Origin of the sequence: Streptomyces mirabilis, assembly GCF_018310535.1 — a bacterium.
In the GTDB taxonomy this organism is placed as follows: domain Bacteria; phylum Actinomycetota; class Actinomycetes; order Streptomycetales; family Streptomycetaceae; genus Streptomyces.
Map to the genome: position 1 here is coordinate 1,372,351 of NZ_CP074102.1, position 22,883 is coordinate 1,395,233.

The 22,883-nt window shown below is 71.3% G+C and carries 17 protein-coding genes; 6 read left to right on the top strand and 11 right to left on the bottom strand.

Annotated elements, in window-relative coordinates; translation table 11 throughout:
- Positions 1-12 precede the first annotated feature (12 nt).
- The 5 genes from SMIR_RS44260 to SMIR_RS06235 are packed head-to-tail and all read right to left on the bottom strand — an operon-like array spanning position 13 to position 5,561.
- Positions 13-1,776, bottom strand: coding sequence for a netrin-like domain-containing protein (locus SMIR_RS44260; RefSeq protein ID WP_168496986.1), 1,764 nt, complete (start codon positions 1,774-1,776; stop codon positions 13-15).
- Complete coding sequence (locus tag SMIR_RS06220) at positions 1,773-2,447, bottom strand: hypothetical protein (protein WP_249938387.1); 675 nt, start codon at positions 2,445-2,447, stop codon at positions 1,773-1,775. Before SMIR_RS06220 ends, SMIR_RS44260 begins: the two co-directional genes overlap by 4 nt.
- Positions 2,444-3,343 carry a carbohydrate ABC transporter permease gene (locus SMIR_RS06225; RefSeq protein ID WP_168496984.1) on the bottom strand — a complete coding sequence of 300 codons (900 nt, stop codon included), beginning with the start codon at positions 3,341-3,343 and terminating at the stop codon, positions 2,444-2,446. The genes SMIR_RS06220 and SMIR_RS06225 overlap by 4 nt, the downstream gene beginning before the upstream one ends.
- Positions 3,340-4,278 (bottom strand): carbohydrate ABC transporter permease, encoded by a 939-nt coding sequence (locus SMIR_RS06230; RefSeq protein ID WP_168496982.1) that lies wholly within the window; start codon positions 4,276-4,278, stop codon positions 3,340-3,342. The genes SMIR_RS06225 and SMIR_RS06230 overlap by 4 nt, the downstream gene beginning before the upstream one ends.
- On the bottom strand, positions 4,275-5,561 hold the full coding sequence (locus tag SMIR_RS06235; protein ID WP_212726719.1) for an ABC transporter substrate-binding protein: 1,287 nt from the start codon (positions 5,559-5,561) through the stop codon (positions 4,275-4,277). The genes SMIR_RS06230 and SMIR_RS06235 overlap by 4 nt, the downstream gene beginning before the upstream one ends.
- Positions 5,562-5,686: 125 nt before the next feature.
- Here SMIR_RS06235 and SMIR_RS06240 point away from each other — a divergent pair, with 125 nt between their 5' ends.
- Both SMIR_RS06240 and SMIR_RS06245 read left to right on the top strand, forming a co-directional pair.
- The gene (locus SMIR_RS06240; protein ID WP_212726720.1) at positions 5,687-7,024 is read left to right on the top strand and encodes a Gfo/Idh/MocA family protein; all 1,338 of its coding nucleotides are present in this window, start codon (positions 5,687-5,689) and stop codon (positions 7,022-7,024) included.
- A 76-nt stretch (positions 7,025-7,100) separates the two neighbouring features.
- Positions 7,101-7,889, top strand: a complete 789-nt coding sequence (locus SMIR_RS06245; RefSeq protein WP_212726721.1) for a polysaccharide deacetylase family protein — start codon at positions 7,101-7,103, stop codon at positions 7,887-7,889.
- Between the two features lie 10 nt (positions 7,890-7,899).
- On the opposite strand, the gene SMIR_RS06250 is transcribed toward SMIR_RS06245, so the two are convergent.
- Complete coding sequence (locus SMIR_RS06250; protein ID WP_212726722.1) at positions 7,900-9,114, bottom strand: cytochrome P450 family protein; 1,215 nt, start codon at positions 9,112-9,114, stop codon at positions 7,900-7,902.
- 267 nt (positions 9,115-9,381) lie between these two features.
- Here SMIR_RS06250 and SMIR_RS06255 point away from each other — a divergent pair, with 267 nt between their 5' ends.
- The 3 genes from SMIR_RS06255 (at position 9,382) to SMIR_RS06265 (ending at position 14,170) form a co-directional block, all read left to right on the top strand.
- Positions 9,382-10,617 (top strand): ankyrin and HEAT repeat domain-containing protein, encoded by a 1,236-nt coding sequence (locus SMIR_RS06255; protein ID WP_283959550.1) that lies wholly within the window; start codon positions 9,382-9,384, stop codon positions 10,615-10,617.
- Positions 10,618-10,694: 77 nt separating this feature from the next.
- Positions 10,695-11,138, top strand: a complete 444-nt coding sequence (locus SMIR_RS06260; protein WP_168496972.1) for an SRPBCC family protein — start codon at positions 10,695-10,697, stop codon at positions 11,136-11,138.
- A 65-nt stretch (positions 11,139-11,203) separates the two neighbouring features.
- Entirely contained in the window at positions 11,204-14,170 is a 2,967-nt protein-coding gene (locus tag SMIR_RS06265) for a SpoIIE family protein phosphatase (protein ID WP_212726724.1), read from the top strand.
- Positions 14,171-14,224: 54 nt separating this feature from the next.
- Here SMIR_RS06265 and SMIR_RS06270 read toward each other — a convergent pair whose 3' ends face one another.
- From SMIR_RS06270 to SMIR_RS06290, 5 genes are all read right to left on the bottom strand, one after another.
- Positions 14,225-15,376, bottom strand: coding sequence for an XdhC family protein (locus SMIR_RS06270; RefSeq protein WP_168496968.1), 1,152 nt, complete (start codon positions 15,374-15,376; stop codon positions 14,225-14,227).
- A gap of 55 nt (positions 15,377-15,431) precedes the next feature.
- Positions 15,432-16,889 carry an NCS2 family permease gene (locus tag SMIR_RS06275; RefSeq protein WP_168496966.1) on the bottom strand — a complete coding sequence of 486 codons (1,458 nt, stop codon included), beginning with the start codon at positions 16,887-16,889 and terminating at the stop codon, positions 15,432-15,434.
- Positions 16,890-16,998: 109 nt separating this feature from the next.
- Positions 16,999-19,383 carry a xanthine dehydrogenase family protein molybdopterin-binding subunit gene (locus tag SMIR_RS06280; RefSeq protein WP_168496964.1) on the bottom strand — a complete coding sequence of 795 codons (2,385 nt, stop codon included), beginning with the start codon at positions 19,381-19,383 and terminating at the stop codon, positions 16,999-17,001.
- A 2-nt stretch (positions 19,384-19,385) separates the two neighbouring features.
- Complete coding sequence (locus tag SMIR_RS06285; protein ID WP_067375648.1) at positions 19,386-19,970, bottom strand: (2Fe-2S)-binding protein; 585 nt, start codon at positions 19,968-19,970, stop codon at positions 19,386-19,388.
- Positions 19,970-20,860, bottom strand: a complete 891-nt coding sequence (locus tag SMIR_RS06290) for an FAD binding domain-containing protein (RefSeq protein WP_168496962.1) — start codon at positions 20,858-20,860, stop codon at positions 19,970-19,972. The genes SMIR_RS06285 and SMIR_RS06290 overlap by 1 nt, the downstream gene beginning before the upstream one ends.
- Before the next feature lie 342 nt (positions 20,861-21,202).
- On the opposite strand from SMIR_RS06290, the gene SMIR_RS06295 reads away from it, so the two are divergent.
- Entirely contained in the window at positions 21,203-22,876 is a 1,674-nt protein-coding gene (locus SMIR_RS06295; RefSeq protein ID WP_168496960.1) for a PucR family transcriptional regulator, read from the top strand.
- The last annotated feature ends 7 nt before the right edge of the window (positions 22,877-22,883 follow it).

Genomic DNA, 22,883 nt, shown 5'->3' on the forward strand with positions numbered 1-22,883 from the left:
CCTTCTCGAACTTCACCTCAGCGTCAACCGGTACGTCAGCGGTGAGCGCCCCGTGATCAGTACCCGTACCCCGTTCGGAGTCAGGGAGCCGTTCAGCCAGGCGTAGCGTTCGCCCGCGTCGACCACCGCCGGCCTGCGACCGCCCTTGCCGTTGCCGGGGCCGAAGGTGATGTGGTCGGTGCCGACGGTGTAGGTGGCCTCGCCGGAGACGAGTTGGAAGGTGTCAGGAGAGCCGGGGACGGGTTCGAGGCCGTCCCCCGTCAGGGTGCCGCCGCGGCGGAAGCAGAGTTCGAGGGCGAGCGGGCTCGCGCAGCCCTCGCCGGAGAGGTCGAAGGAGATGTCCCACGCTCCGCCGCCGACCTCACGAACCAGGACTTCGGTGCGCAGTGTGCGGTACTCCTTCGGGCGGTGCGGGAAGTCCATCGCGGACCAGAAGCGGCTGTCGTCGGTGAGGGGGTAGGCGCCGTCGGGGCGGCGGTGCTCGGGGGGCAGCGGGTGGTGGAAGGCGCCGCGGACCTCGGCGTGCAGCCGCCAGCCGTCGTCCGTGCGCTCCAGCCCCTCCGCCCGGAAGTGGCCGAGCGCGAAGAACCGCGGGGCCAGCCGGAGGGAGTCGAGGATCGCCGCGCCCTTGCGCATCTTGAAGAACGTCGGGTTGGTGGACAGGCCGGACGAGATGGCGCGCAGTTCCGGGAAGTCGGTTCCGCCGAAGACGCTCGCCGTGTGCGTGCCGCGGCGGACCCGGACGAGGCGGCAGCTGTCGTCGTGGTGCTCGAAGTCGTCGGGCAGGGAGGTCGCTTCGGGCAGGGGGGCGGCCAGCTCCGGCCGGTCCAGGACCTGGGCGAGGCGTTCGCCGATCGGGGTCTCGCCGAAGGTCTGGTCGGTGCCGCGCTCCTGGAGCAGCGCGGCCACCGCCGCGAACCTTCCGTCTCCGTCGCGCAGCGCCATCTCCCGGTACTGGAGCCAGAACTCGGGCAGATGCCGGATCCTCGTCTGGTCCTGGCGGCGCGAATGGACCGTCTCCACCTCGCCGTTGGGCTCGATGACGTACAGGTTGGCGGCCAGGTTGTCGCGCACGTTCGTGTAGAGGTCCGTACGTCCGTAGTGGCGGGCCAGGACGAGCAGCGCCGGATTGGTCACCGCGGCCGAGTAGTTGGGGCTGCGCTCGCTGTACTCGCCGCCGGGCAGCTGGTCGATGCCCTCGGCGAGCCAGGTCTCGATGCGCGCGGGGTAGGCGGGGTCGGGCCAGCGGGCGTGGATGCGGGCGAGGGCCGCGCAGACCAGCCAGCGGTGGTTGGCGGTGTGGACGCCGCCGGTGGCGAGGGAGGGGCCCGCCAGGCGCAGGATCCGCTCGATCGTCGCCCGCAGTCCGGTGGTCGGCTCGTGGGCGTCCTCGTCGAGCAGGTGGTGGATCAGGTTGAGGTCGACGACCGAGAAGGCGGTGTCCGCCGGATTGCCGTCGGCCCCGTGCTCCCACAGCCCGTTGTCGTACTGCTCCTCGGCGAGTGCGTCGGCGAGTTCGGCGGCGGGGCCGAGGAGCGCGGCGGAATGGTGGTACGCCGAGCCCTCGTGCACGTACACCGAGACGAGGGTGCGCAGCGAACGGGTGGCCGCGCGGGCCTCGCCGCCGTCTCGGAGTTCGACGAGATCGGCGGCGTACCCGTCGAGGACGGCCTTGGCACTGGTCTCGGCGGTCGCGGTGAGCAGCTCGACGAACGCGGTGTCGAGGGGGACACCGGTGTCGGCGAGGGCGGCGAGGAAGGTCTTGCGGGCTGTCACTGGGGCTCCTGAGAGGGTTCGCGCTGTTCTTCCACGTCGCTGTGGTCGAGGGAGGTGTCTGTCGCGGAGGGGTCTTCTGCGTTTGCGTGGCCCCGTACGTCGATCGCGGTGAGCGCCATCGCCAGGGGGCCCGGCACCAGGAACGCCAGCGGTACCAGCATCCACGCGCACAGTACGGCCGCCACCAGCGCGAGCAGCACCAGCGCGCTGCCGCCCGCGTCCCGGACACAGGCGCCCGCCGCGCCCCGCACGGCGGCCCGCCAGTCGGTGCGGGACTCGGGGCGCGCGCAGGCTCGCAGGGCGACCACGGCGGCGTACGCTCCGATCGCGGCGGCCACGACCGCGAAGAGCGGCGCGCCCGGGAGCCCCGCACCCGCGAGCCCGAGGTCCGCCACGAGCAGCAGCACACCCACGATCCAGACCAGCCCGGCAGCCAGGTCCGCCGCCCACGACCGCTCGCGCAGCAGGGCCGCGTACCGCCGCGCGGTGGCGGGTTCGCCCACGCCGGTGCCGCGCAGCACCGCGCACGAGGTCGACAGCGCGGCGGGGACGGTCACCAGCGGCAGACAGGCGACCGCCGTGACGAGCCCCACCAGCAGCACGTCCGCGAACAGCGTCATGCGCGGGCCGAAGATCTCGCCCGGCTCCCGGGCCGTGCGGTCGGCGCTCATCCCTTGATCCCCGAGTTCGCCATGCCCTCCACCAGGAACCGCTGGAAGGCGAGGAAGAACAGCACGATCGGCAGCAGCGCGATCACGGACATCGCGAACATCGGGCCGAAGGCCGACTGGCTGGAGGCGTCCACGAACGACCTGAGGGCCAGCGTCAGCGTGAACTTCTCGGGCGAGAAGAGGTAGATGAGCTGGGTGAAGAAGTCGTTCCAGGTCCAGATGAAGGTGAAGATCGCGGTGGTGATCAGGGCGGGGCGGGTGAGCGGGAGGATGACCAGGAAGAAGCTCCGGAAGGGCCCGCAGCCGTCGATCCGCGCCGCCTCCTCCAGTTCGCGCGGCAGCCCCCGCATGAACTGCACGATGAGGAAGACGAAGAACGCCTCGGTGGCTAGGAACTTCGGCAGGATCAGCGGCCAGTAGGTGTTCACCATGCCGAGCTTGTTGAAGATGATGTACTGGGGGATCAGCACGGCGTGGTGCGGCAGCATGATCGTGGCGATCATGAACGCGAACAGCGGGCCGCGGAAGCGGAACCGCAGCCGGGCGAAGGCGTAGGCGGCCAGCGAGCAGGACAGCACGTTGCCGACGACCGCGCCGCCCGCGATGAGCAGGGAGTTGCCGAGCAGCCGCCACACGGAGACGTTGTTCACGCCGTCGAGGGCGGTGGTGTAGTTGGACCACTCCAGGTGGCTGGGCAGCAGGTTCAGGCTGGCGATGACCTCGTTCGCGGGCTTGAGCGAGGTCGCGAGCAGCCAGGCCAGCGGGTAGAGCATGACGAGCAGCGCGGCCAGGCAGCCGGCGTGCAGGGCGACCCGCCGCCAGGCGATCGGCTTGCGGGCGTCGGCGGTCGACGCGCTCACCGTCGTACGCGTCGGTGTACTTGTCTGCGTGGTCATCGGTCCCCCTCGGACGCGTAGAAGACCCAGGAGCGCGAGGTGCGGAACAGGACGGCGGTGACGGCGCCGATGACCAGGAGCAGCACCCAGGCCATCGCGGAGGCGTAGCCCATGTGGGAGGCGACGAAGCCGCGGTCGTAGAGGTAGAGGGTGTAGAAGAGCGTCGAGTCGGCCGGGCCGCCCTTGCCGGCGCTGACGGCGAAGGCGGGGGTGAAGACCTGGAAGGCCTGGATGGTCTGGAGCACCAGGTTGAAGAAGATCACCGGGGAGAGCATCGGCACGGTGATGGAGAGGAACTGGCGCCATCGGGAGGCGCCGTCGACCTGCGCGGCCTCGTACAGCTCGCCCGGGATCTGCTGGAGTCCGGCCAGGAAGATCACCATCGGGGCGCCGAACTGCCACACGGTGAGCAGCGCGACGGCGAGCAGTGCCCAGCCGGGCCGGTTGACCCAGCCGCCAGTGCCCAGGAGGTGGTCGACCGTGCCGCCGTCGTTGAAGATCGCCCGCCACACCAGGGCGACGGACATGGAGGCGCCGAGCAGGGAGGGCGCGTAGAAGGCGGAGCGGTAGAAGCCCTTGCCGCGCTTCATGTTCTTCAGGGCGAGCGCGACGACGAGGGCGAGCCCCAGTTGCAGTGGTACGGCGATGACGACGTACGTCAGTGTCGTGCCGACCGAGCGCCAGTAGCGCGGGTCCTCGGTGAACATCTGTGTGTAGTTGCGCAGGCCCACCCAGTGCGGGGCGCTGAACAGGTCGTAGTCGGTGAAGGAGAGGTAGAGCGAGACGGCCATGGGGAGGAGGGTGAGGACGGCGGCGCCCAGGACCCAGGGTGAGAGGAACACCCAGGCGGCGCCCTCACGTTGGCGTTTCGGCTGCTTGGAGGTGGCGGTTCGGGTGCGCGCCCGGCCGGCGGGGAGGTCGGTGGTGGTGGTCATGACCGCAGCTCCGCCTTCGCCTCGGTGACGTAGTTCCTGGCCGCCTCACGGGGCGACATCCGCTCGAAGGAGACCTGGTCGTAGTCGCGCTGGAAGGTGGTCTGGAGCGCGTTGTCGCCGGAGGGCGGGGCCTGTGGTGGGGCATTGAGGCTGCCTTCCAGTGAGCTCTGGAAGTCCGCGACGGTCTTGTCGAAGTCCTTGAGGTCCGGGGTGAGGTCCCTCCGGATCGACTCGTTGACCGGGATGCCGCGGGTGGCGCCGAGGACGGCTGCGGCCTCCGGGTCGTTGAGCATGAAGTCGATGAGCTGGGCGGCCTGGTCGGGGTGCCCGGTGTCGGCGGCGGCGCCCATGAACATGGACGGCTTGAAGTACTGGCCCGGGGTTCCGTCCGCGCCCGAGGGCATGGGCGCGAGGGTCAGGCCTTCGGGGACGAGCGCGAGATATCCGCTGGAGGGGGCGTCCCAGTTGAAGTCGGAGACGGCCTTGCCGCGGCCGAGCGGGGTGTTCTCGACCGAGCCGTCGAGCTGGGTGGTCTGTTCGGCGGGCGAGACCGCGCCCTCGCGCCGCAGTCCGTCGGTGAAGGTCCACCAGCGGGCCAGGTCGTCGGCGGTGAAGCCGAGCCCCCGGTCCTTGGTGTAGAGGGCCTTGCCCTGGCCGCGCAGCCACACCTCGAAGGCGTCCTCGCTCTGCCCCGGGTCGGTGGCGCCGGGCTTGCCGGACTTCTTCGCGAGCGCGCGCATGGCGTCGGCCCACTCGTCCCAGGTCCAGCCCTTGGCGGGCGGGGTGACCCCGGCCGCCTTCCACTGCTTCGCGTCGTAGACCACGGTCTCGGTGCCGCGGCCCTGTGGGACGGCGTACTGCTTTCCGTCCACGACTCCGGTGGCCAGCAGCCCCGCGTCGATGTCGTCCGTGCGCAGCGCCGCCCGCCTGCCGAGGTCGAGGAGCACACCGCCGGACGCGTACTGGTCGATCATGCGGTAGTCGAGCTGCATCACGTCGGGGGCGTCGCCGCCGGCCGCCTGGGTGGCCAGCTTCTGCTTGTAGGCGTCGTATCCCGCGAACGAGGTCTGGACCTGGATCCCGGGGTGCTTCTTCTCGAAGAGCGAGACGGCCTGTTCGGTTCTGGCCGCCCGGTCGGGGTTGCCCCACCAGGTGTAGCGGAGCACGACCTTCCCGCCCGTGCCGCTCGATCCTCCCGAGTCCGAGCAGCCCGCTGCCAACGTCGCGCAGAACGCGAGAACGACAGCTGCGGTACGGGACTTCATTGTCCTGTTCCCGGGCATCAGTGAGTCACCCCTCCCATTCAGAAAGCGCTTGCACCTGGAGCGACCCTAGGTAATGTGCGGATGTCACTACAAGACCCGTACACGGATCGGCAGCACGGATCCCCAGCACGGACGGAGACCGTATGACCCCCGCCTCCCCACGCCGACGCGCGGCCGTGGTGGGCCTCGGCGCCCGCGCGCAGCTCTACACCGACGCGCTGACCGGTCCGCACGCCGACCGTGTCGACCTCGTCGGCTTCTGCGACGTGAACACCCACCGCATGGCGGTGCACAACGAGTGGATCGCGGCGGCCCACCCCGGCCGGGCGCCCGTACCGGCGTACGCGGCCGAGGACTTCGACCTGATGCTGCGCCGCGAGCGCGTCGACCTGGTCGTGGTGTGCACCGTGGACCGCACCCACGACGCGTACATCGTGCGCGCCCTGGAGGCGGGCTGCGACGTGGTGACCGAGAAGCCGATGACCACCGACGCCGACCGCGCCCGCCGCATCCTGGACGCCCGGCTGCGCACCGGCCGCGAGGTCCGCGTCGCCTTCAACTACCGCTACAACCCGGTGCATTCGGCCGTACGGGAGATCCTCGCCTCCGGCGGGATCGGCGAGGTCGGCTCGGTGCACTTCGAGTGGCTGCTCGACCTGCGGCACGGCGCCGACTACTTCCGCCGCTGGCACCGCGAGAAGGCGAACTCCGGCGGCCTGATGGTCCACAAGTCGACCCACCACTTCGACCTGGTCAACTGGTGGCTGGGCACCCGCCCCGAGACCGTCTACGCGCAGGGCGGCCTCTTCTTCTACGGCGACACGGCGGGCGGGCGCCGTGGACTCGCCCGCCCGTACACCCGGGCACACGGCTCCCCGGCGGCGCGGTACGACCCCTTCGCCGTACACCTGGCGGACTCACCGGCATTGCGCGCGCTGTACCTCGACGCCGAGCACGAGGACGGCTACCACCGCGACCAGAACGTGTTCGGGCCCGGGGTGAGCATCGAGGACGACATGGCGGTCCTGGTCCGGTACGCGTCCGGCGCCACCCTCACCTACCACCTGACCGCCTACGCGCCCTGGGAGGGCTACCGGGTCTGCTTCAACGGCAGCGAGGGACGGCTCGAACTCCTCGTGGAGGAGTCCACGTGGTCACGGCCCCCGGCACGGACCGAGGCCTCGGGCCCGGTGATGCACGGCGCGGCGGTCGGTGACGAGGCCGGGCGCACGGAGCTGCTGCTGCGCCGCTTCTGGGAGCCGCCGCAGGAGATGAAGGTGCCGACGGGCGAGGGAGGCCACGGCGGCGGGGATGTCCGCATGCTGGCCGATCTGTTCGGGGAGCGGACGGACGGGGCCGATCCGCTCGGGCGGGCGGCGGACGCGGTGGACGGGGCACGGTCGCTGGTGACGGGCCTGGCCGCGAACCGGTCGTTCGAGAGCGGGTTGCCGGTGCGGGCGCGGGCGCTGCTGGACGTCTGAGCAGGGGTTTTTCCGGATCCCCGCGCCAGAGAGACCCCTATACACGCGGTGTATACACCACGTATATAGTCTCGACATGCCTTCGCTGACCATGAAGACGAAAAGACCGGGGACCGGGTTGCGTTCGACGGCCGCCTTTCTGGCGGCCGTCTCGCTTGCCCTGCCGCTGACGGGGTGCACGACCCTCCACACCACCGCGCCGGCCGCCGCCCGCACGCAGGCCGCCGCCGGCGCCCCGGCGAGGTTCGGGACCGTGGACTGCCGCCAGGCCAAGTGCATCGCGCTGACCTTCGACGCCGGGCCGAGCGAGAACTCGGCCAAGCTCCTCGACGTGCTCAGGGAGAAGCAGGTCCCGGCGACCTTCTTCCTGCTGGGCAAGCGGCACATCGAGAAGTACCCGGAGCTCGTCAAGCGGATGGCCGCCGAGGGACACGAGGTCGCCAGTCACACCTGGGACCACAAGATCCTGACGGAGATCAAGCCTGCGGAGATACGCGAGGAGTTGGAGAAGCCCGACGACGCGATAGAGAAGCTCACCGGAAAGCGGCCGACGCTCATGCGCCCGCCACAGGGGCGGACCGACGACACCGTGCACAAGATCTGCCGCGAGCTCGGGCTCTCGGAGGTCCTGTGGAGCGTGACGGCCAAGGACTACAAGACGTACGACCCCAAGGTCATACAGGAGCGCGTGCTGAAGCAGTCGAGCCGGGACGGGATCATCCTGCTGCACGACCTCTACCCGGGCACCGTGCCCGCGGTGCCCGGGATCATCGACGCGCTCAAGGAGCGGGGGTACGTGTTCGTGACCGTGCCGCAGCTGCTGGCGCCGGGGAAGGCGAAGCCCGGTACCGTCTACCGCCCCTGACGGCCGCGTGTCAGCTCAGCCGCACCGGCAGCACCCGGTAGCCGTGGCCGATGAAGGACTCGGCGAGGCGGGCCGGACCCCGTGTGTCGTCGAGGCCCAGGTCCGGGAAGCGGGCGAAGAGCGCGGGGAGCGCGAGGGACGCCTCCAGACGGGCCAGCGGGGCGCCGATGCAGTGGTGGACACCGTGGCCGAAGGCGAGGTGCTCCTTGTCGGCGCGGCCGAGGTCGAAGCGGCCCGCGCTCTCGCCGTGCCGCAGGGGGTCGCGGCCGGCCGCCGCGTACGTCGCCAGGATCGCGTCGCCCCGCGCGATCAGCGTGCCGTCGGGGAGCTTGATGTCCTCGACGGCGTACCGCAGCGGGAGGTTGGCGATGGAGGGGGCCCAGCGGAGGGTCTCCTCGATCACCTCGCTCCAGGGGATCTCGCCGCTGCGTACGCGCAGCCGCTGCTCGGGGTGGGTCAGCAGGGCGTGGACCGCGTTGCCGATCAGATTGACCGTGGTCTCGTGACCCGCGCCGATGACGAGGAGGAGGGTGTCGATCAGTTCGCTCTCGGAGAGCTGCGAACCCTCCTCGTCGCGTGCCGCGATCAGGGCGGTCGTCAGGTCGTCGCCCGGCTGCTCGCGCTTGGCGGCGACCAGTCCGGCGAGCAGTTCGTGGATCTCCCGGTAGGTGGCCATGGCCTGTTCGGGGGTGATGGTGGTGTCCATGTTGGCCTCGATGAGGCGCGCGGTGTCGGCGCGCCGGTCCTCGGGCAGGCCGAACAGCTCGCAGATCACCTGCATCGGGAGCGGGTGCGCGTAGGCGGACCGGAGGTCGACCCGCCCGTCGGGGGCCTCGGCCATCCGGTCGAGCAGCGTGGCGGCGAGTTCCTCGATACGGGGTTTGAGCGCGTCCGTACGGCGTTTGGTGAACGCGGGCGAGACGAGTTTGCGCAGCCTGCGGTGGTCGGCGCCGTACGCGGTGAACATGTTGGTCACGCCGACCCAGAGGGTGATCCAGCTCTCGCGGTACTCGCCGCTGATCCAAGCCGGCCAGTGCTGGTTGGGGTCCTTGGAGACCCGGTCGTCGGCCAGGAGCCGTTTGAGGATCTCGTACTGGGTGGGCGCCCAGGCCCGTATCCCGCCCGGCAGTTCGATGAGGGCCGCGGCGCCGCGGTCGCGCAGCAGATCCGCCTCGCCGTGGAGGTCGGCGCCCGCGGGGTCGATGACGTGGGGCTGGTCCGGCACGTGGACTCCTGCTCTTTGGACCGGTCGGCCGTCGAGGCCCCCGGCACCTCGGGCGACCGGTGGATCATGGGGGGCACAGGGGAAACGGGGAGCGCTCCCCGGATAGCCTGATGCCTGGCGGACCGTGTGTCAACAGCCTCGGCGCGAGGGGGAGTTGCCCGCGGCCGGGCCGAAATCGACGGGCGGTCGGGCGGGCGGCGCGGTTAGCATCGTGTGCTCTCGGCCTCGCGCCGTGGGGGCGGGGCTTTGACGAGGGAAGGGGGGCGTATGGGCGGGGAGTCACTGACGGCGGCTGTGCGGAGTGGGGACGTGAAGGCGGTGACGGCGCTCCTGGACGCCGGCGGCGACCCCGACACCGTCGACGACCGGGGCACGCCCGCGCTCTGCCTGGCGGTGGACGGCTTCGACCTGGCCACTGTCGAGGTCCTCATGCGCGACGCCCGGCTGGACCGGGTCGTGGACGGCCAGACCCCGCTGCTGCGGGCGGTCGACCGTGGCGCCTGCGACATCGTGAACGCGCTCATCAACCATGGGGCGCAACTGTGGCACAAGGACCGTGAGGGACGCGACGCCCTGGCACTGGCCCGGTCCTGGCACGAGACGGGCGCCGTGGCCGAGTTGCGCCGCAGGAGTGGTTCGGCGGGAACGGTGCGGCGCGAGACGGTTCGTGACGAGCACGGGGTGAGCGTCGAGGAGCTGACGCTGGGAGGTCTGACGGTCCGTACCGGGCACAGCACGATCCTGACGGCGCTGGAGCCCCGGTACGGGATCAGGACCTCGTTCACCGAGCTGCTGTCGAGGGCGCTGGCCGAGCCGGACGTCGACCACGAGATCTGGTGGGTGACGACGAATGTCCTCCAGGAGCGCCGCGATCGCGCCACGTGGGACATGTCCGCCGCCCTGCGGGACCGGCAGGACCCGCTGGAGCGGTACTTCGGTGCGGAAGTGCTCCGGCTGTTCAACCTGTTCGACTACAGCGACGAGGCACCGTTCGACGCCCCACTGGTCGATCTCTTCCTGCCGTGGGCCGCGCGTGAACCGGATGCGCGCGTGCTGAGGCCCCTGACCGCGGGACTGTCCGGCGCCATGGATCCCCGCGCCGAGCCACCTCTGCACGACCTCGCCCGGCATGCCGACAGCGGGGTCCGGGGATGGGCGGTCTTCGGTCTGCGGTACGGAGTCGACGCCGGGCACCGTGACGCCCTGGCCACGGTCCTCGCGTGTACCCGGGACGCGGCGGCCGAGGTCCGCCGGGGGGCCTGCGCCGCACTGGTCTCCGCGCCCGCGGATTCCGAGGTCTCGGACGCGCTCGCGGCATGCCTCACCGACGAGACGGAGGACGTACGGGTCACCGCGGCCGTGCAGTTGGCCCTGCGCGACGATCCGCGCGGGGACGAGATCCTGGCCGCTCTCGCCGACACCGACGAGGACGGTCCGTACTTCGGGCAGCTCTACGACGTATGGCGGCACCGCCGGAAAGCGGACGCGGCCGCGCCGCGCTGACCCGCGGGGTCGTGGGTGGGTCGGGGCCGTCGAGTGGATCCCGTGGCGCGGCCGGTCGGGCCGCCTACGATCGGTCCGTGGTCCTCTTCCAGCTGGAACGCGTGTCCCCCTCTCCCGTCGAAGAGAGCTGGCGTCGCCTCACCGACTGGCCCCGGCATGCCGCCGTCGTCCCGCTGACCCGGGTCACCGTGCGCACCCCGCCGCCGACCGGCGCGGGCACGGTGTTCGTCGCCCGGTCGGGGGTGGGCCCGATGGCCTTCGACGACCCCATGGAGGTCGTCACCTGGCGACCGCCCCGGGACGGGGGCACGGGGAGGTGCCGACTGGTCAAGCGCGGCACGTTCGTCACGGGGTGGGCCGAGATCGAGGTCCGCCCGGCGGCGGGCGGGGGGTCGCGAGTGCTCTGGCGGGAGGATCTGACCGTACGGTCGCTGCCGCGGTTCTTCGACCGGCCGCTGGGCTGGGCGGGACGGTGGATGTTCGGGCGAGCGGTGAAAGGGCTGCTGCGGCCGGAATCCTGACGCTCCGTGCCCGCGGGCGGGTCGCGCACCCATGCAGGAAACGGGGTAATTGTAGGCTTTACATCATGAATACACGGCTGGCTCTGCTCAGCGCGGTGGACCCCGGTGTCACGGAGAGTGAGATTTTCCGGCTGGCGCTCCAGCACGCGATGGGGGAGCTGGGTGCCCTGGGGGGAATGATCCATCTGCGGGGCCCCATGTCCGCGCTGCGTCTGGTGTCGGCGAGCGGTCTTCCCGCGGTCCTCACCCGGCCCTGGGAGATCATCGACCAGGAAGGCCCGCTGGCCCCGGCCCGGGCCCTGTACCAGGGCCGGGGCGTGTGGATTCCGCCGGGATCCGGCGAACAGCCCGGCTCCGCCGGATCCGGTGCGGTCTCATGGCCCGGGACCGGGCTGGCGGCCGTGCCGGTGTTCAGCGGCGACCGCGGTATCGGCGCGCTCACCGTGGTGACGGGCGGGCAGGGGGAGCCGACCGTCGAGCAGTGGGGTTTCCTGCAGGCCGTGATCGCCTGGACCGAGGAGCGCATGCAGCAGGCACCGCCGCCCGCTCGGCCGCCCCGGGAGGAACTGAGCGGTGACCGGCTGCGGCAGGCTCTGCAGGAGGTCCGAGTCGGCTCGTGGGACTGGAACGTCGAGACCGGCGAGCTGGTCTGGGACGAGGCCGCCCTTGAGCTCTACGGCACCAGGCCGGCCGAGTTCACCGGCAGGATCGAGAACTGGATGAGGATCGTCCACCCCGACGACCTGGCGCCGACCCTGGGGGCGGCCGAGAAAGCGCTCCGGAACCGTACGGTGTTCGAGGCCGAGTACCGGGTGCGTCGCCTGGACGGCACCTACGGATGGACCCAGGCCCGCGCCCGGGCGACCTACAACGCTCAGGGCGAACCCGTACGGATGATCGGCGTGGGCTGGGAGAGCAACGAGTCCCGCTCCGCCCGCGACGCGCTCAGCCGGGCTCTTCGCCACATGAGTGACGGCTTCCTCGCCGTGGACGACCGCTGGCGGATCACCTTCCTGAATCTGGCGGCCGAGCGCATGCTGGGCTCCTCCGAGGAGGAGCTGTTCGGCCGTGTCCTGTGGGAGCTTCCCTCCGTCCGGCAGGTCCCCGATCTGGAGAAGCGCTGCCGGGAGGCCGCCGCCGCGCAGCAGCCCGCCGGCTTCGACATGGACACTCCGGACACCGGGCGCCGCCTCCACCTGCGGCTGGTCCCGGGACCCGACGGCCTCACCCTCTACTTCACCGACGTCACCGAGATTCGGCGGCACGAGGACGAGCGGGCCGCCGCCGAGCGGGCCGCCGCCGAGCGCGCCGCCCGGATCGCCGAGCTGACCGCGTCCCTCGCCAAGGCGACGACCTCCCGGGACGTGGTGGACGCCGTCGCGCAGCGCGTGCTGCCGCCGTTCGGCGCCACCGGCCTCGTGGTGCAGGCCATCGAGGGCGACCGGGCGTACAACGTCGGGGCAGTCGGCTACCCGCCCGCCTTCCTCGACACGATCAACGGCCGTGCGCGGGTGGTCCGCGACCCGGTCTGGGACCCGATCAGCTCCGGCACGCCGCTGTTCCTCTCCTCACGCGCGGAGTACGCGGCCCGCTACCCCGAACTCGCCGCCCGGCCGCCCCAGGCGGGCAAGCAGGCCTGGGCGTTCATGCCGCTGACCGTGTCCGGGCACACGTTCGGGGTGTGCGTGGTCTCCTTCGACCGGCCGCGCCGTCTCAGCGACGAGGAGCGCACCCTGCTGACCACGACCAGCGCGCTGGTCGCGCAGGCCCTGGAGCGGGCCCGGCTCTACGACGCCGAACACACCCGTTCCCAGGAACTCCAGCGCAGCCTGCTCCCCAGCCGCCTGCCCGAACTGCCCGCGTGCACCGCTGCCGCCCGCTATCTCCCCGCCGGACAGGGCATGGACGTCGGCGGCGACTGGTACGACATCATTCCTCTCTCCGGCGGTCGGGTCGCCCTGGTCGTCGGTGACGTGATGGGCCACGGTCTGCCCGAGGCGGCCACCATGGGGCGGCTGCGCACCGCGGTGCACACCCTGGCCGACCTCGAACTTCCCCCCGACGAGATCATGAGCCACCTCAACGACATCGTCGGCGGCATGGCCGAGGAGTCCTACGCCACCTGCCTGTACGCGCTCTACGACTCCACCACCCAGATCTGCTCCGTCGCCCGCGCCGGGCACCCCCCGCCCGCCGTGGTCCACCCCGACGGCAGTGTGTACATCCCCGAACTCGCCCCCGATCCGCCGCTCGGCGCGGCGGAGCCGCCCTTCGAGACCTTCGAGATGACAGTGCCGGACGGGAGCCTGCTCGTCCTCTACACCGACGGCCTGGTCGAGTCGGCCACCCGCGAGATCGACGACGGCATGGCCGAACTCGCCCGGCTGCTGCGGGCCGCGCACGAGGGGCCCGGGGACATGGCAGCCGATCTGGAGCGCCTCTGCGACACCGTCACCGCAGGACTCCTCCCCGCCGAGCACTCCACCGCCGACGACGCGGCCCTCCTCATTGCCCGCCTCCACGCGCTGACCGACGACGACATGGCTTCCTGGCTGCTCCCCGAGGACCCGCGAGCGGCCGGGCAGGCCCGCCGCCACATCCGCGAGCAGCTTCACACCTGGGGCCTGGACGACCTGACGCCGACGACCGAACTCCTCGCCAGCGAGCTGGTCGGCAACGTCGTGCGCCACGCGAAGGGACCCGTGCGGCTGCGCCTCCTGCACGGCCCCGAGCTTGTCTGCGAGGTCTTCGACGGAAGTCTGACCGTGCCGCGCATCCGCCGGGCGTCGGAGACCGACGAAGGCGGACGCGGACTGCAACTCGTCACCGCGCTCTCCCGGCGCTGGGGCACCCGCTACACGGCGACCGGAAAGTGCATCTGGACCGAGCAGCCACTGCTCGGCCCGGAGGGCCCGACAGGCCTGCCCACCGACGTCCTGGACCTTCCGCTCCTGGACACCGAGGAGTTCGCCCGAGACCTGGACGCGCTCACCTCCGGGGACCAGGAACTGCCGGGCCCGGCCCCCCAGTAGCCGACCGGCGGCCGCGTCACCCCCCGCGCTCCCCCGACGCTCCCCCGACCCGGCTCAGGCCACCGACCCGATCCGCCGTGCCGGAACCGACGTCGCGTCGTGGTGGATCGGCGTGTGTGCCCCGGTGAGCGACACCCCGCTCCCCCCGCGCCGGTTGGCCACGATCTCCGAGGCGATGGACAGGGCCGTCTCCTCGGGGGTGCGGGCGCCCAGGTCGAGGCCGATGGGGGATCTGAGGCGCGCCAACTCCAGTTCGGTGACGCCTACTTCGCGCAGACGGTCGTTGCGGTCCAGGTGTGTGCGGCGGGAGCCCATCGCGCCGACGTACGCGACCGGAAGCCGCAGCGCGAGCCGCAGCAGCGGTACGTCGAACTTGGCGTCGTGGGTGAGGACGCACAGGACGGTCCGCGCGTCCGTCTCCGTGCGCTCCAGGTACTTGTGGGGCCACTCGACGACGATCTCGTCGGCGTCGGGGAAGCGGGTGGTGGTCGCGAAGACCGGGCGGGCGTCGCACACCGTGACGCGGTACCCCAGGAACTTGCCCATACGGACCAGCGCCGACGCGAAGTCGATCGCCCCGAACACGATCATGCGCGGGGGCGGCACGGACGACTCGACCAGAACCGTGAGCGGCGCTCCGCAACGAGAGCCCTGCTCTCCGATCTCCAGGGTGCCGGTGCGGCCCGCGTCCAGGAAGGCGCCCGCCTCGCCGACCACCGTGCGGTCCAGCTCGGGATGGGCGCCGAAGCCACCCTCGTACGAGCCGTCGGGGCGGACGAGCAGCGCCCGGCCCCGCAGTTCGGCGGGACCGCCGACGATCCGCGCGACCGCCGCCGCCTCCCCTTTCGCGGCGGCGGCCAGCGCGGAGCCGAACACCGGCCGGGCGGGGTCGCCCGCCCGGACCGGCGTGACGAGGATGTCGATGATGCCGCCGCAGGTCAGACCGACGGCGAAGGCGTCCTCGTCGCTGTATCCGAAGCGCTCCAGGACGCTCTCGCCGTCCTGGAGCGCCTGCCGGCACAGTTCGTAGACCGCGCCCTCCACGCACCCGCCGGAGACCGAGCCGATCGCCGTGCCGTCGGAGTCGACGGCGAGTGCGGCGCCGGGCCGGCGGGGCGCGCTGCCGCTGACGGCCACCACGGTGGCCACGGCGAAGTCGCGTCCCTGCTCGACCCACCGGTGCAGCTCTTCGGCGATGTCCAGCATGTCTCGGTCTCCTTAACAGGGGGTGCGTGGAGGGTCGTCGACCGGAAGGAGCGTGTCAGTGCACGCCCATCCAGCTCTCGATCGGATTCAGGGCGAAGAAGACGAGGAAGATCGCCGTCAGGCCCCACATGAACGCCCCGATCTCCCGGGCCTTGCCCTGGGCGATCTTGATGGCGACGTACGACAGCACTCCGGCCGCGACGCCCGCGGTGATGGAGTACGTGAACGGCATCACGACGACGGTCAGGAAGACCGGGATCGCGGTGGCGCGGTCGGCCCAGTCCACGTGGCGGGCGTTCATCATCATCATGGCGCCGATGACCACCAGTGCCGCCGCCGCGACCTCGCCGGGGACGATCGCCGTCAGCGGGGTGAAGAAGAGACAGGCCGCGAAGAACAGACCCGTGACGACGGACGAGAGGCCCGTACGGGCGCCCTCGCCGACCCCGGTCGCCGATTCGACGAAGACCGTCTGGCCCGACGCGCCCGCGACCCCGCCGACCGCTCCGCCCGCGCCGTCGATGAACAGCGCCTTGGACAGACCCGGCATCCGGCCCTGCGCGTCGGCGAGCTTGGCCTCCGTGCCGACGCCGATGATGGTGGCCATCGCGTCGAAGAACCCGGCGAGGACCAGCGTGAAGACGATCATGCCGACCGTCATCACTCCGACGTCGCCCCAGCCACCGAACTCGACCTTGCCGAAGAGTGAGAAGTCCGGCATCGAGACGGCGCTGCCGTGCAGTTCGGGGGCGCCGCTCGCCCACTGCTTGGGGGCGATGACGCCGAGGGCGTTGAGGATCACGGCGAGTACGGTGCCGCCGACGATGCCGATCAGGATCGCGCCGGGGATGCCGCGCGCCTGGAGCATGAAGATGGCGAGCAGCGTGGCGGCGAAGAGCAGGACCGGCCAGCCGGCGAGTTCACCGGCCGGGCCGAGGGTGACCGGGGTGGACTTCCCCTGGTGCACGAATCCGGCCTTGTAGAAGCCGATCAGCGCGACGAACAGGCCGATGCCCATGGTGATGGCGTGCTTCAGCGCCAGCGGGATCGCGTTCATGATCATCTCGCGCAGGCCGGTGACGACCAGGAGCATGATGACCACTCCGTAGATCACACACATGCCCATGGCCTGCGGCCAGGTCATCTGCGGGGCGACCTGCGAGGAGAGCACTCCGGAGACGGAGAGTCCGGCGGCGAGTGCCAGGGGCACCTTGCCGAAGAAGCCCATCAGGAGCGTACTGAAGGCCGCCGCGAACGCCGTCGCGGTGATCAGCGCGTTCTGGCCGAGTGTGTGCCCCGCCGCGTCCTTGCCGGACAGGATCAGGGGGTTGAGCAGGAGGATGTACGCCATCGCCATGAAGGTGGTGACGCCGCCGCGCACCTCACGCGCGATCGTGGATCCCCGCTGGGATATGTGGAAGTAACGGTCGAGCCAGGACCGCCCGGCCGGGACGCGGGTTCCCGCACCCGCGTCGTCGGCGACGGTCCTGGGCTCCACTGACTGCTGGGTCATGGTGCCATCTCCCAAGGTTCACAGGGGCACCCGCGTCAGCAACCACGGTGGTTGCTGCGGGATTTGGGATGGTGCACGACCCGGGGGACGGCCCGAGACGAACAGAGGGTTACTTGCCGGTCAGGTGCTCGGGGCGTACCGGCGTCCTGTTGAGCTCCAGACCCGTCGCGTTCCGGATCGCCGCGAGGACGGCCGGGGTGGACGACAGGGTCGGGGCCTCGCCGATGCCACGGAGCCCGTACGGGGCGTGGTCGTCGGCGAGTTCGAGCACGTCGACCGGGATGGTCGGCGTGTCGAGAATCGTGGGGATCAGATAGTCCGTGAAGGAGGGGTTGCGCACCTTCGCGGTCTTGGGGTCGACGATGATCTCCTCCATGACCGCGATGCCCAGGCCCTGGGTGGTGCCACCCTGGATCTGGCCGATGACGGACAGCGGGTTGAGCGCCTTGCCGACGTCCTGGGCGCAGGCCAGCTCGATGACCTTGACCAGCCCGAGTTCGGTGTCGACCTCGACGACCGCGCGGTGCGCGGCGAACGTGTACTGGACATGGCCGAAGCCCTGTCCGGTACGGAGGTCGAAGGCCTCGGTCGGGCGGTGCCGCCATTCGGCCTCGATCTCGACGGCCTCGTCGCCGAGCACGTCCACCAGGTCGGAGAGGACCTCGCCGCCGTCGGTGACGACCTTGCCGCCCTCGAGGAGCAGTTCCGCGGTCGCCCAAGCGGGGTGGTAGGTACCGAACTTGCGGCGGCCCAGCTCCAGGACCTTCTCGCGGACGAGCTCGCAGGAGTTCTTGACGGCGCCGCCGGTGACGTACGTCTGCCGCGACGCGGACGTCGAACCGGCGCTGCCCACCTGGGTGTCGGCCGGCTGGATGGTCACCTGGGCGACGCCCAGCTCGGTGCGGGCGATCTGCGCGTGGACGGTGACGCCGCCCTGGCCGACCTCCGCCATCGCGGTGTGCACGGTCGCGACCGGCTCGCCGCCGACGACCTCCATGCGGACCTTGGCCGTCGAGTAGTCGTCGAAGCCCTCGGAGAAGCCGACGTTCTTGATGCCGACCGCGTAGCCGACACCGCGGACGACGCCCTCGCCGTGCGTGGTGTTGGAGAGGCCGCCCGGCAGCTGCCGTACGTCGGCCGCCTCGCCGGCCGCGAGCCACTGCTGCTCCGGCGGCATCGGCATCGCCTTGACCCGGCGCAGGAGTTCGGCGACCGGGGCCGGCGAGTCGACGACCTGACCGGTCGGCATGACGGTCCCCTGCTCCATCGCGTTGAGCTGGCGGAAGGCCACCCGGTCCATGCCCACCTCGTCGGCGAGCTTGTCCATCTGGGCCTCGTAGGCGAAGCAGGCCTGGACCGCGCCGAAGCCGCGCATGGCGCCGCAGGGCGGGTTGTTGGTGTAGAGGGCGATGGCCTCGATGTCGACGTCGTCGACGACGTACGGGCCCGCGCCCAGCGAGGAGGCGTTGCCCACGACCGCCGGGGAGGCGGAGGCGTAGGCGCCGCCGTCCAGGACGATCCGGGCCTTCAGGTGGGTGAGCTTGCCTTCCTTGGTCGCCCCGTGCTCGTAGTAGAGCTTCGCGGGGTGGCGGTGGACGTGCCCGAAGAAGGACTCGAATCGGTTGTAGACGATCTTGACGGGCTTGCCGGTGCGCAGGGCGAGCAGGCAGGCGTGGATCTGCATCGACAGGTCCTCGCGCCCGCCGAACGCGCCGCCGACGCCCGAGAGCGTCATGCGGACCTTGTCCTCGGGCAGGCCCAGGACGGGCGCGATCTGGCGCAGGTCGGAGTGCAGCCACTGGGTGGCGATGTAGAGGTCGACCCCACCGTCCTCGGCGGGGACCGCGAGACCCGACTCCGGGCCCAGGAACGCCTGGTCCTGCATGCCGAAGGTGTACTCGCCCTTGACGACGAAGTCGGCCTTCTTGGCGGCCTCTTCGACGTTGCCGCGGACGATCGGCTGGCGGTGCACGATGTTCGGGTGCGGGACATGGCCGATGTGGTGGTCGTCGCGGCCCTCGTGGATCAGGATCGCGTCCGGCGCGGTCGCGGACGCCTCGTCCGTGATGACCGGCAGCTCGCGGTACTCCACCTTGATCTTGGCGGCGGCGCGGCGCGCGGTCTCCGGGTGGTCGGCGGCGACGATCGCCACCGGCTCACCGTGGTGGCGGACCTTGCCGTGCGCGAGGACCGGCGTGTCCTGGATCTCCAGGCCGTAGTTCTTCACCTCGGTCGGCAGGTCGTCGTACGTCATGACGGCGTAGACGCCGGGCGTCGCGAGGGCCTCGCCGGTGTCGATGGAGACGATCTCGGCGTGGGCGACCGTGGAGCGCAGGATCTGGCCCCAGAGCATGTCCTCGTGCCACATGTCGGACGAGTACGCGAACTCGCCAGTGACCTTGAGGATGCCGTCCGGGCGCAGCGTCGACTCGCCGATGCCGCCCCTGGTCTTGGAGCCCTGCGTGAGGTTGGTGGGTGTACCCGTGGTTCCCATGGTCAGACCGCCTCGGACTGCCGGGCGGCCGCGAGGCGGACCGCGTCCATGATCTTCTCGTAGCCGGTGCACCGGCACAGGTTGCCGGAGAGCGCCTCGCGGATGTCCGCGTCGGTCGGCGTGGGGTTGCGCTCCAGCATCTCGTCGGCGGCGACCAGCAGACCCGGGGTGCAGAAGCCGCACTGGACGGCGCCGGCGTCGATGAACGCCTGCTGGATCGGGGAGAGTTCTCCGCCCTCGCCGGTGTGGGAGTCCTGGGGCTTCGACTCCCAGCGCCTGGCCTCGTCCAGCGAGGTGCCGCAGGAGCCGGTGGCGCAACCGCCGTGCTCCGCACGCTGTTTGGCGAACTCCGCGAGGCCCTCGACGGTGACGACCTCACGGCCCTCGACCTGGCCGGCCGCGACCAGACACGAACACACCGGCACGCCGTCCAGGCGGACCGTGCAGGAACCGCACTCGCCCTGCTCACAGGCGTTCTTGGAGCCGGGCAGGCCCAGGCGCTCGCGCAGCACGTACAGCAGGGACTCGCCCTCCCACACGTCGTCTGCTTCCTGCGGACGGCCGTTGACCGTGAAATTGACACGCATTACGCGACTCCCTCCGTGTGGGCGGCGGCGCCGCGGTACGACTCCCAGGTCCAGGTCAGGGTGCGGCGGGCCATGATGCCGACCGCGTGGCGGCGGTAGCTCGCGGTGCCCCGGACGTCGTCGATCGGGTTGCAGGCGGCGGAGCAGAGGTCCGCGAACTGCTTGGCGACCGACGGGGTGATGATCTTGCCGTTGTCCCAGAAGCCGCCCTCGTCGAGCGCCGCGTTCAGGAACTCCTCGGCGGCCTTGGCGCGGACCGGAGTGGGCGCGGCCGAGCCGATGCCGGTGCGGACCGTACGCGTCTCGGGGTGCAGGGCCAGGCCGAAGGCGCAGACCGCGATCACCATGGCATTGCGGGTACCGACCTTGGAGTACTGCTGGGGGCCGTCGGCCTTCTTGATGTGGACGGCGCGGATCAGCTCATCGGGCGCGAGCGCGTTGCGCTTCACGCCGGTGTAGAACGCGTCGATCGGGATCAGCCGCGATCCGCGTACGGACTCGGCCTCGACCTCGGCGCCGGCCGCGAGGAGGGCGGGGTGGGCGTCACCGGCCGGGGAGGCGGTGCCGAGGTTGCCGCCGACGCCGCCGCGGTTGCGGATCTGGGGAGAGGCCACGGTGTGGGAGGCCAGGGCCAGGCCGGGAAGCTCGCCGCGCAGGTTCTCCATGATCCGGGTGTACGGGACGGAGGCGCCCAGGCGCACGCTCTCCTCGCCGACCTCCCACTCGCTCAGCTCGCCGACGCGGTTCAGGTCGAGGAGGTACTCGGGCCGGCGGTGATCGAAGTTGATCTCGACCATCACATCGGTGCCACCCGCAATCGGCACAGCGGTGGGGTGCTCGGCCTTCGCGGCGAGCGCCTCCTCCCAGCTGGCGGGGCGAAGGAAGTCCATGAGTGGCTCTCTTCTTCGTATCGTGGGTCGTTCTGATCAAGCCAGATCGTGTGCGGCGGCCCGGGCTCGTTCATGAGTTGTTCACGTGGAGTGAGGTCAGTACACCGCGCTGTCCTCCACCGGGGTCAGTCACCGAAACCATGAAGGAGTTGGCTGGCCAGGGCGGTCATCTTGTAGATTCGTATGAACGGAGGTCATCAGTAACCTCCTCGTTTTCCTATGGAAACGACAGGAAACATCCAGCACACGCTGGGACCAGGGAGTACGGCTCGCGGACCCGCTCGCCCATTGCTCACCTTCAGATCCATCGTAGATTTCGAGACAAGAACGGCGGCGACGAGAATGCGGCTGCGCGCACTGCTGGACACCGACGCGCTGGGCCTGCGGCTGCTCGGCGGCGAGGACGAGCTGGACCGCACCGTACGCGGTGTGATGACCACGGACCTCAAGGACCCCAGCCGCTACCTCTCCGGCGGCGAGCTGGTCCTCACCGGCCTCGCCTGGCGGCACGGCGCCGCGGACTCCGAGCCCTTCGTACGGATCCTGGCGGCCGCCGGGGTCGCGGCCCTGGCCGCCGGTGAGGCGGAGCTCGGCGACGTCCCGGAGGACCTCATCCTGGCCTGCGTCCGGCATCGGCTGCCGCTGTTCGCCGTGCACGAGTCGGTGGCGTTCGCGACGATCACCGAACATGTCGTACGACAGGTCTCGGGCGAGCGCGCCGGAGACCTCGCGGCAGTGGTGGACCGGCACCGGCGCATGATGACGTCAGGCCCGACGGGCGGTGGCCCCGACGTGGTCCTGGACCTGCTCGGCACCGACCTCGACCTGCGGGCCTGGGTGCTCTCCCCCACCGGACGCCCCATCGCCGGTTCGAAGCTCGCCGGGGCCGCGCTGCCCGCCGACGTGTCCGCGAAGCTGGCCGCGGAGCACCTCGCGGCGGCGCGCACCGGGCGGCGCGGACCGCACCGGGTGATCGTGGGCACGACGACCTACTCCCTGTTCCCGATCCGCTCCTCCGGGCGCTCCGCGGCCGCCTCCCGCGATGTGCGCGAGACGGTGCTCTCCGACTGGCTGCTCGCGGTCGAGGCGGACGCCGGGGACTGGCCCGCGGAGCGGCTCGACCTGCTCCAGGGCGTCACCCAGCTGATCGCGGTCGAGCGGGACCGGCGGGACGCGGCGCGCACGGTACGGCGCCGGCTCGCGCAGGAGGTCCTCGAACTGGTGCAGACGGGGGCCGCCCCCGCGGAGATCGCGGCCCGGCTGCGCGTCGCCGCGCCGGTGCTGCTGCCGGGGCTCGGCGCCGCGCCGCACTGGCAGGTGGTCGTGGCCCGCGTCGAGTGGGACGGCGGCGACGTCGAGGGCGGCCCGGTCGCCCAGTCGCTCCTGGAAGAGATCCTCGTCGACCCGCTCACCAGCGGCCCCGAGCACTCCGACCGGATCGCCGTCGCCCATACGGGTGAGGAGGCGATCGCGCTCGTACCTCTTCCGGCGGTCTCCTCGGAACACGACGGCTCCGAGTCGGGCGTCCTCGCGGACACCCTCCTGGAGGCCGTACGCGACCCGCTGTCGGCCGGCCTGAACGACGACGGGCGGCTCACGCTCGGCGTCAGCGCCGCCGTGCACTCGGCCGAGGGGCTGCGCGGTGCCCTGGAGGAGGCCCGGCACGCGCGCAGGGTCGCCGCCGCCCGCCCCGGCCGGGTCTGCGCGGCCGGACACCAGGAGCTGGCCTCGCACGTCCTCCTGCTGCCCTTCGTGCCGGACGACGTACGCCGCGCCTTCACCGCGCGGCTCCTCGACCCCCTCCGGGACTACGACCGCCGCCACCGCGCCGAACTCATCCCCACCCTGGAGGCGTTCCTCGACTGCGACGGCTCCTGGACGCGCTGCGCCACGCGGCTCCACCTGCACGTCAACACACTGCGCTACCGGGTGGGCCGCATCGAGCAGTTGACGGGCCGGGACCTCTCCCGCCTCGAGGACAAGCTCGACTTCTTCCTGGCGTTGCGCATGAGCTGAGGTCACG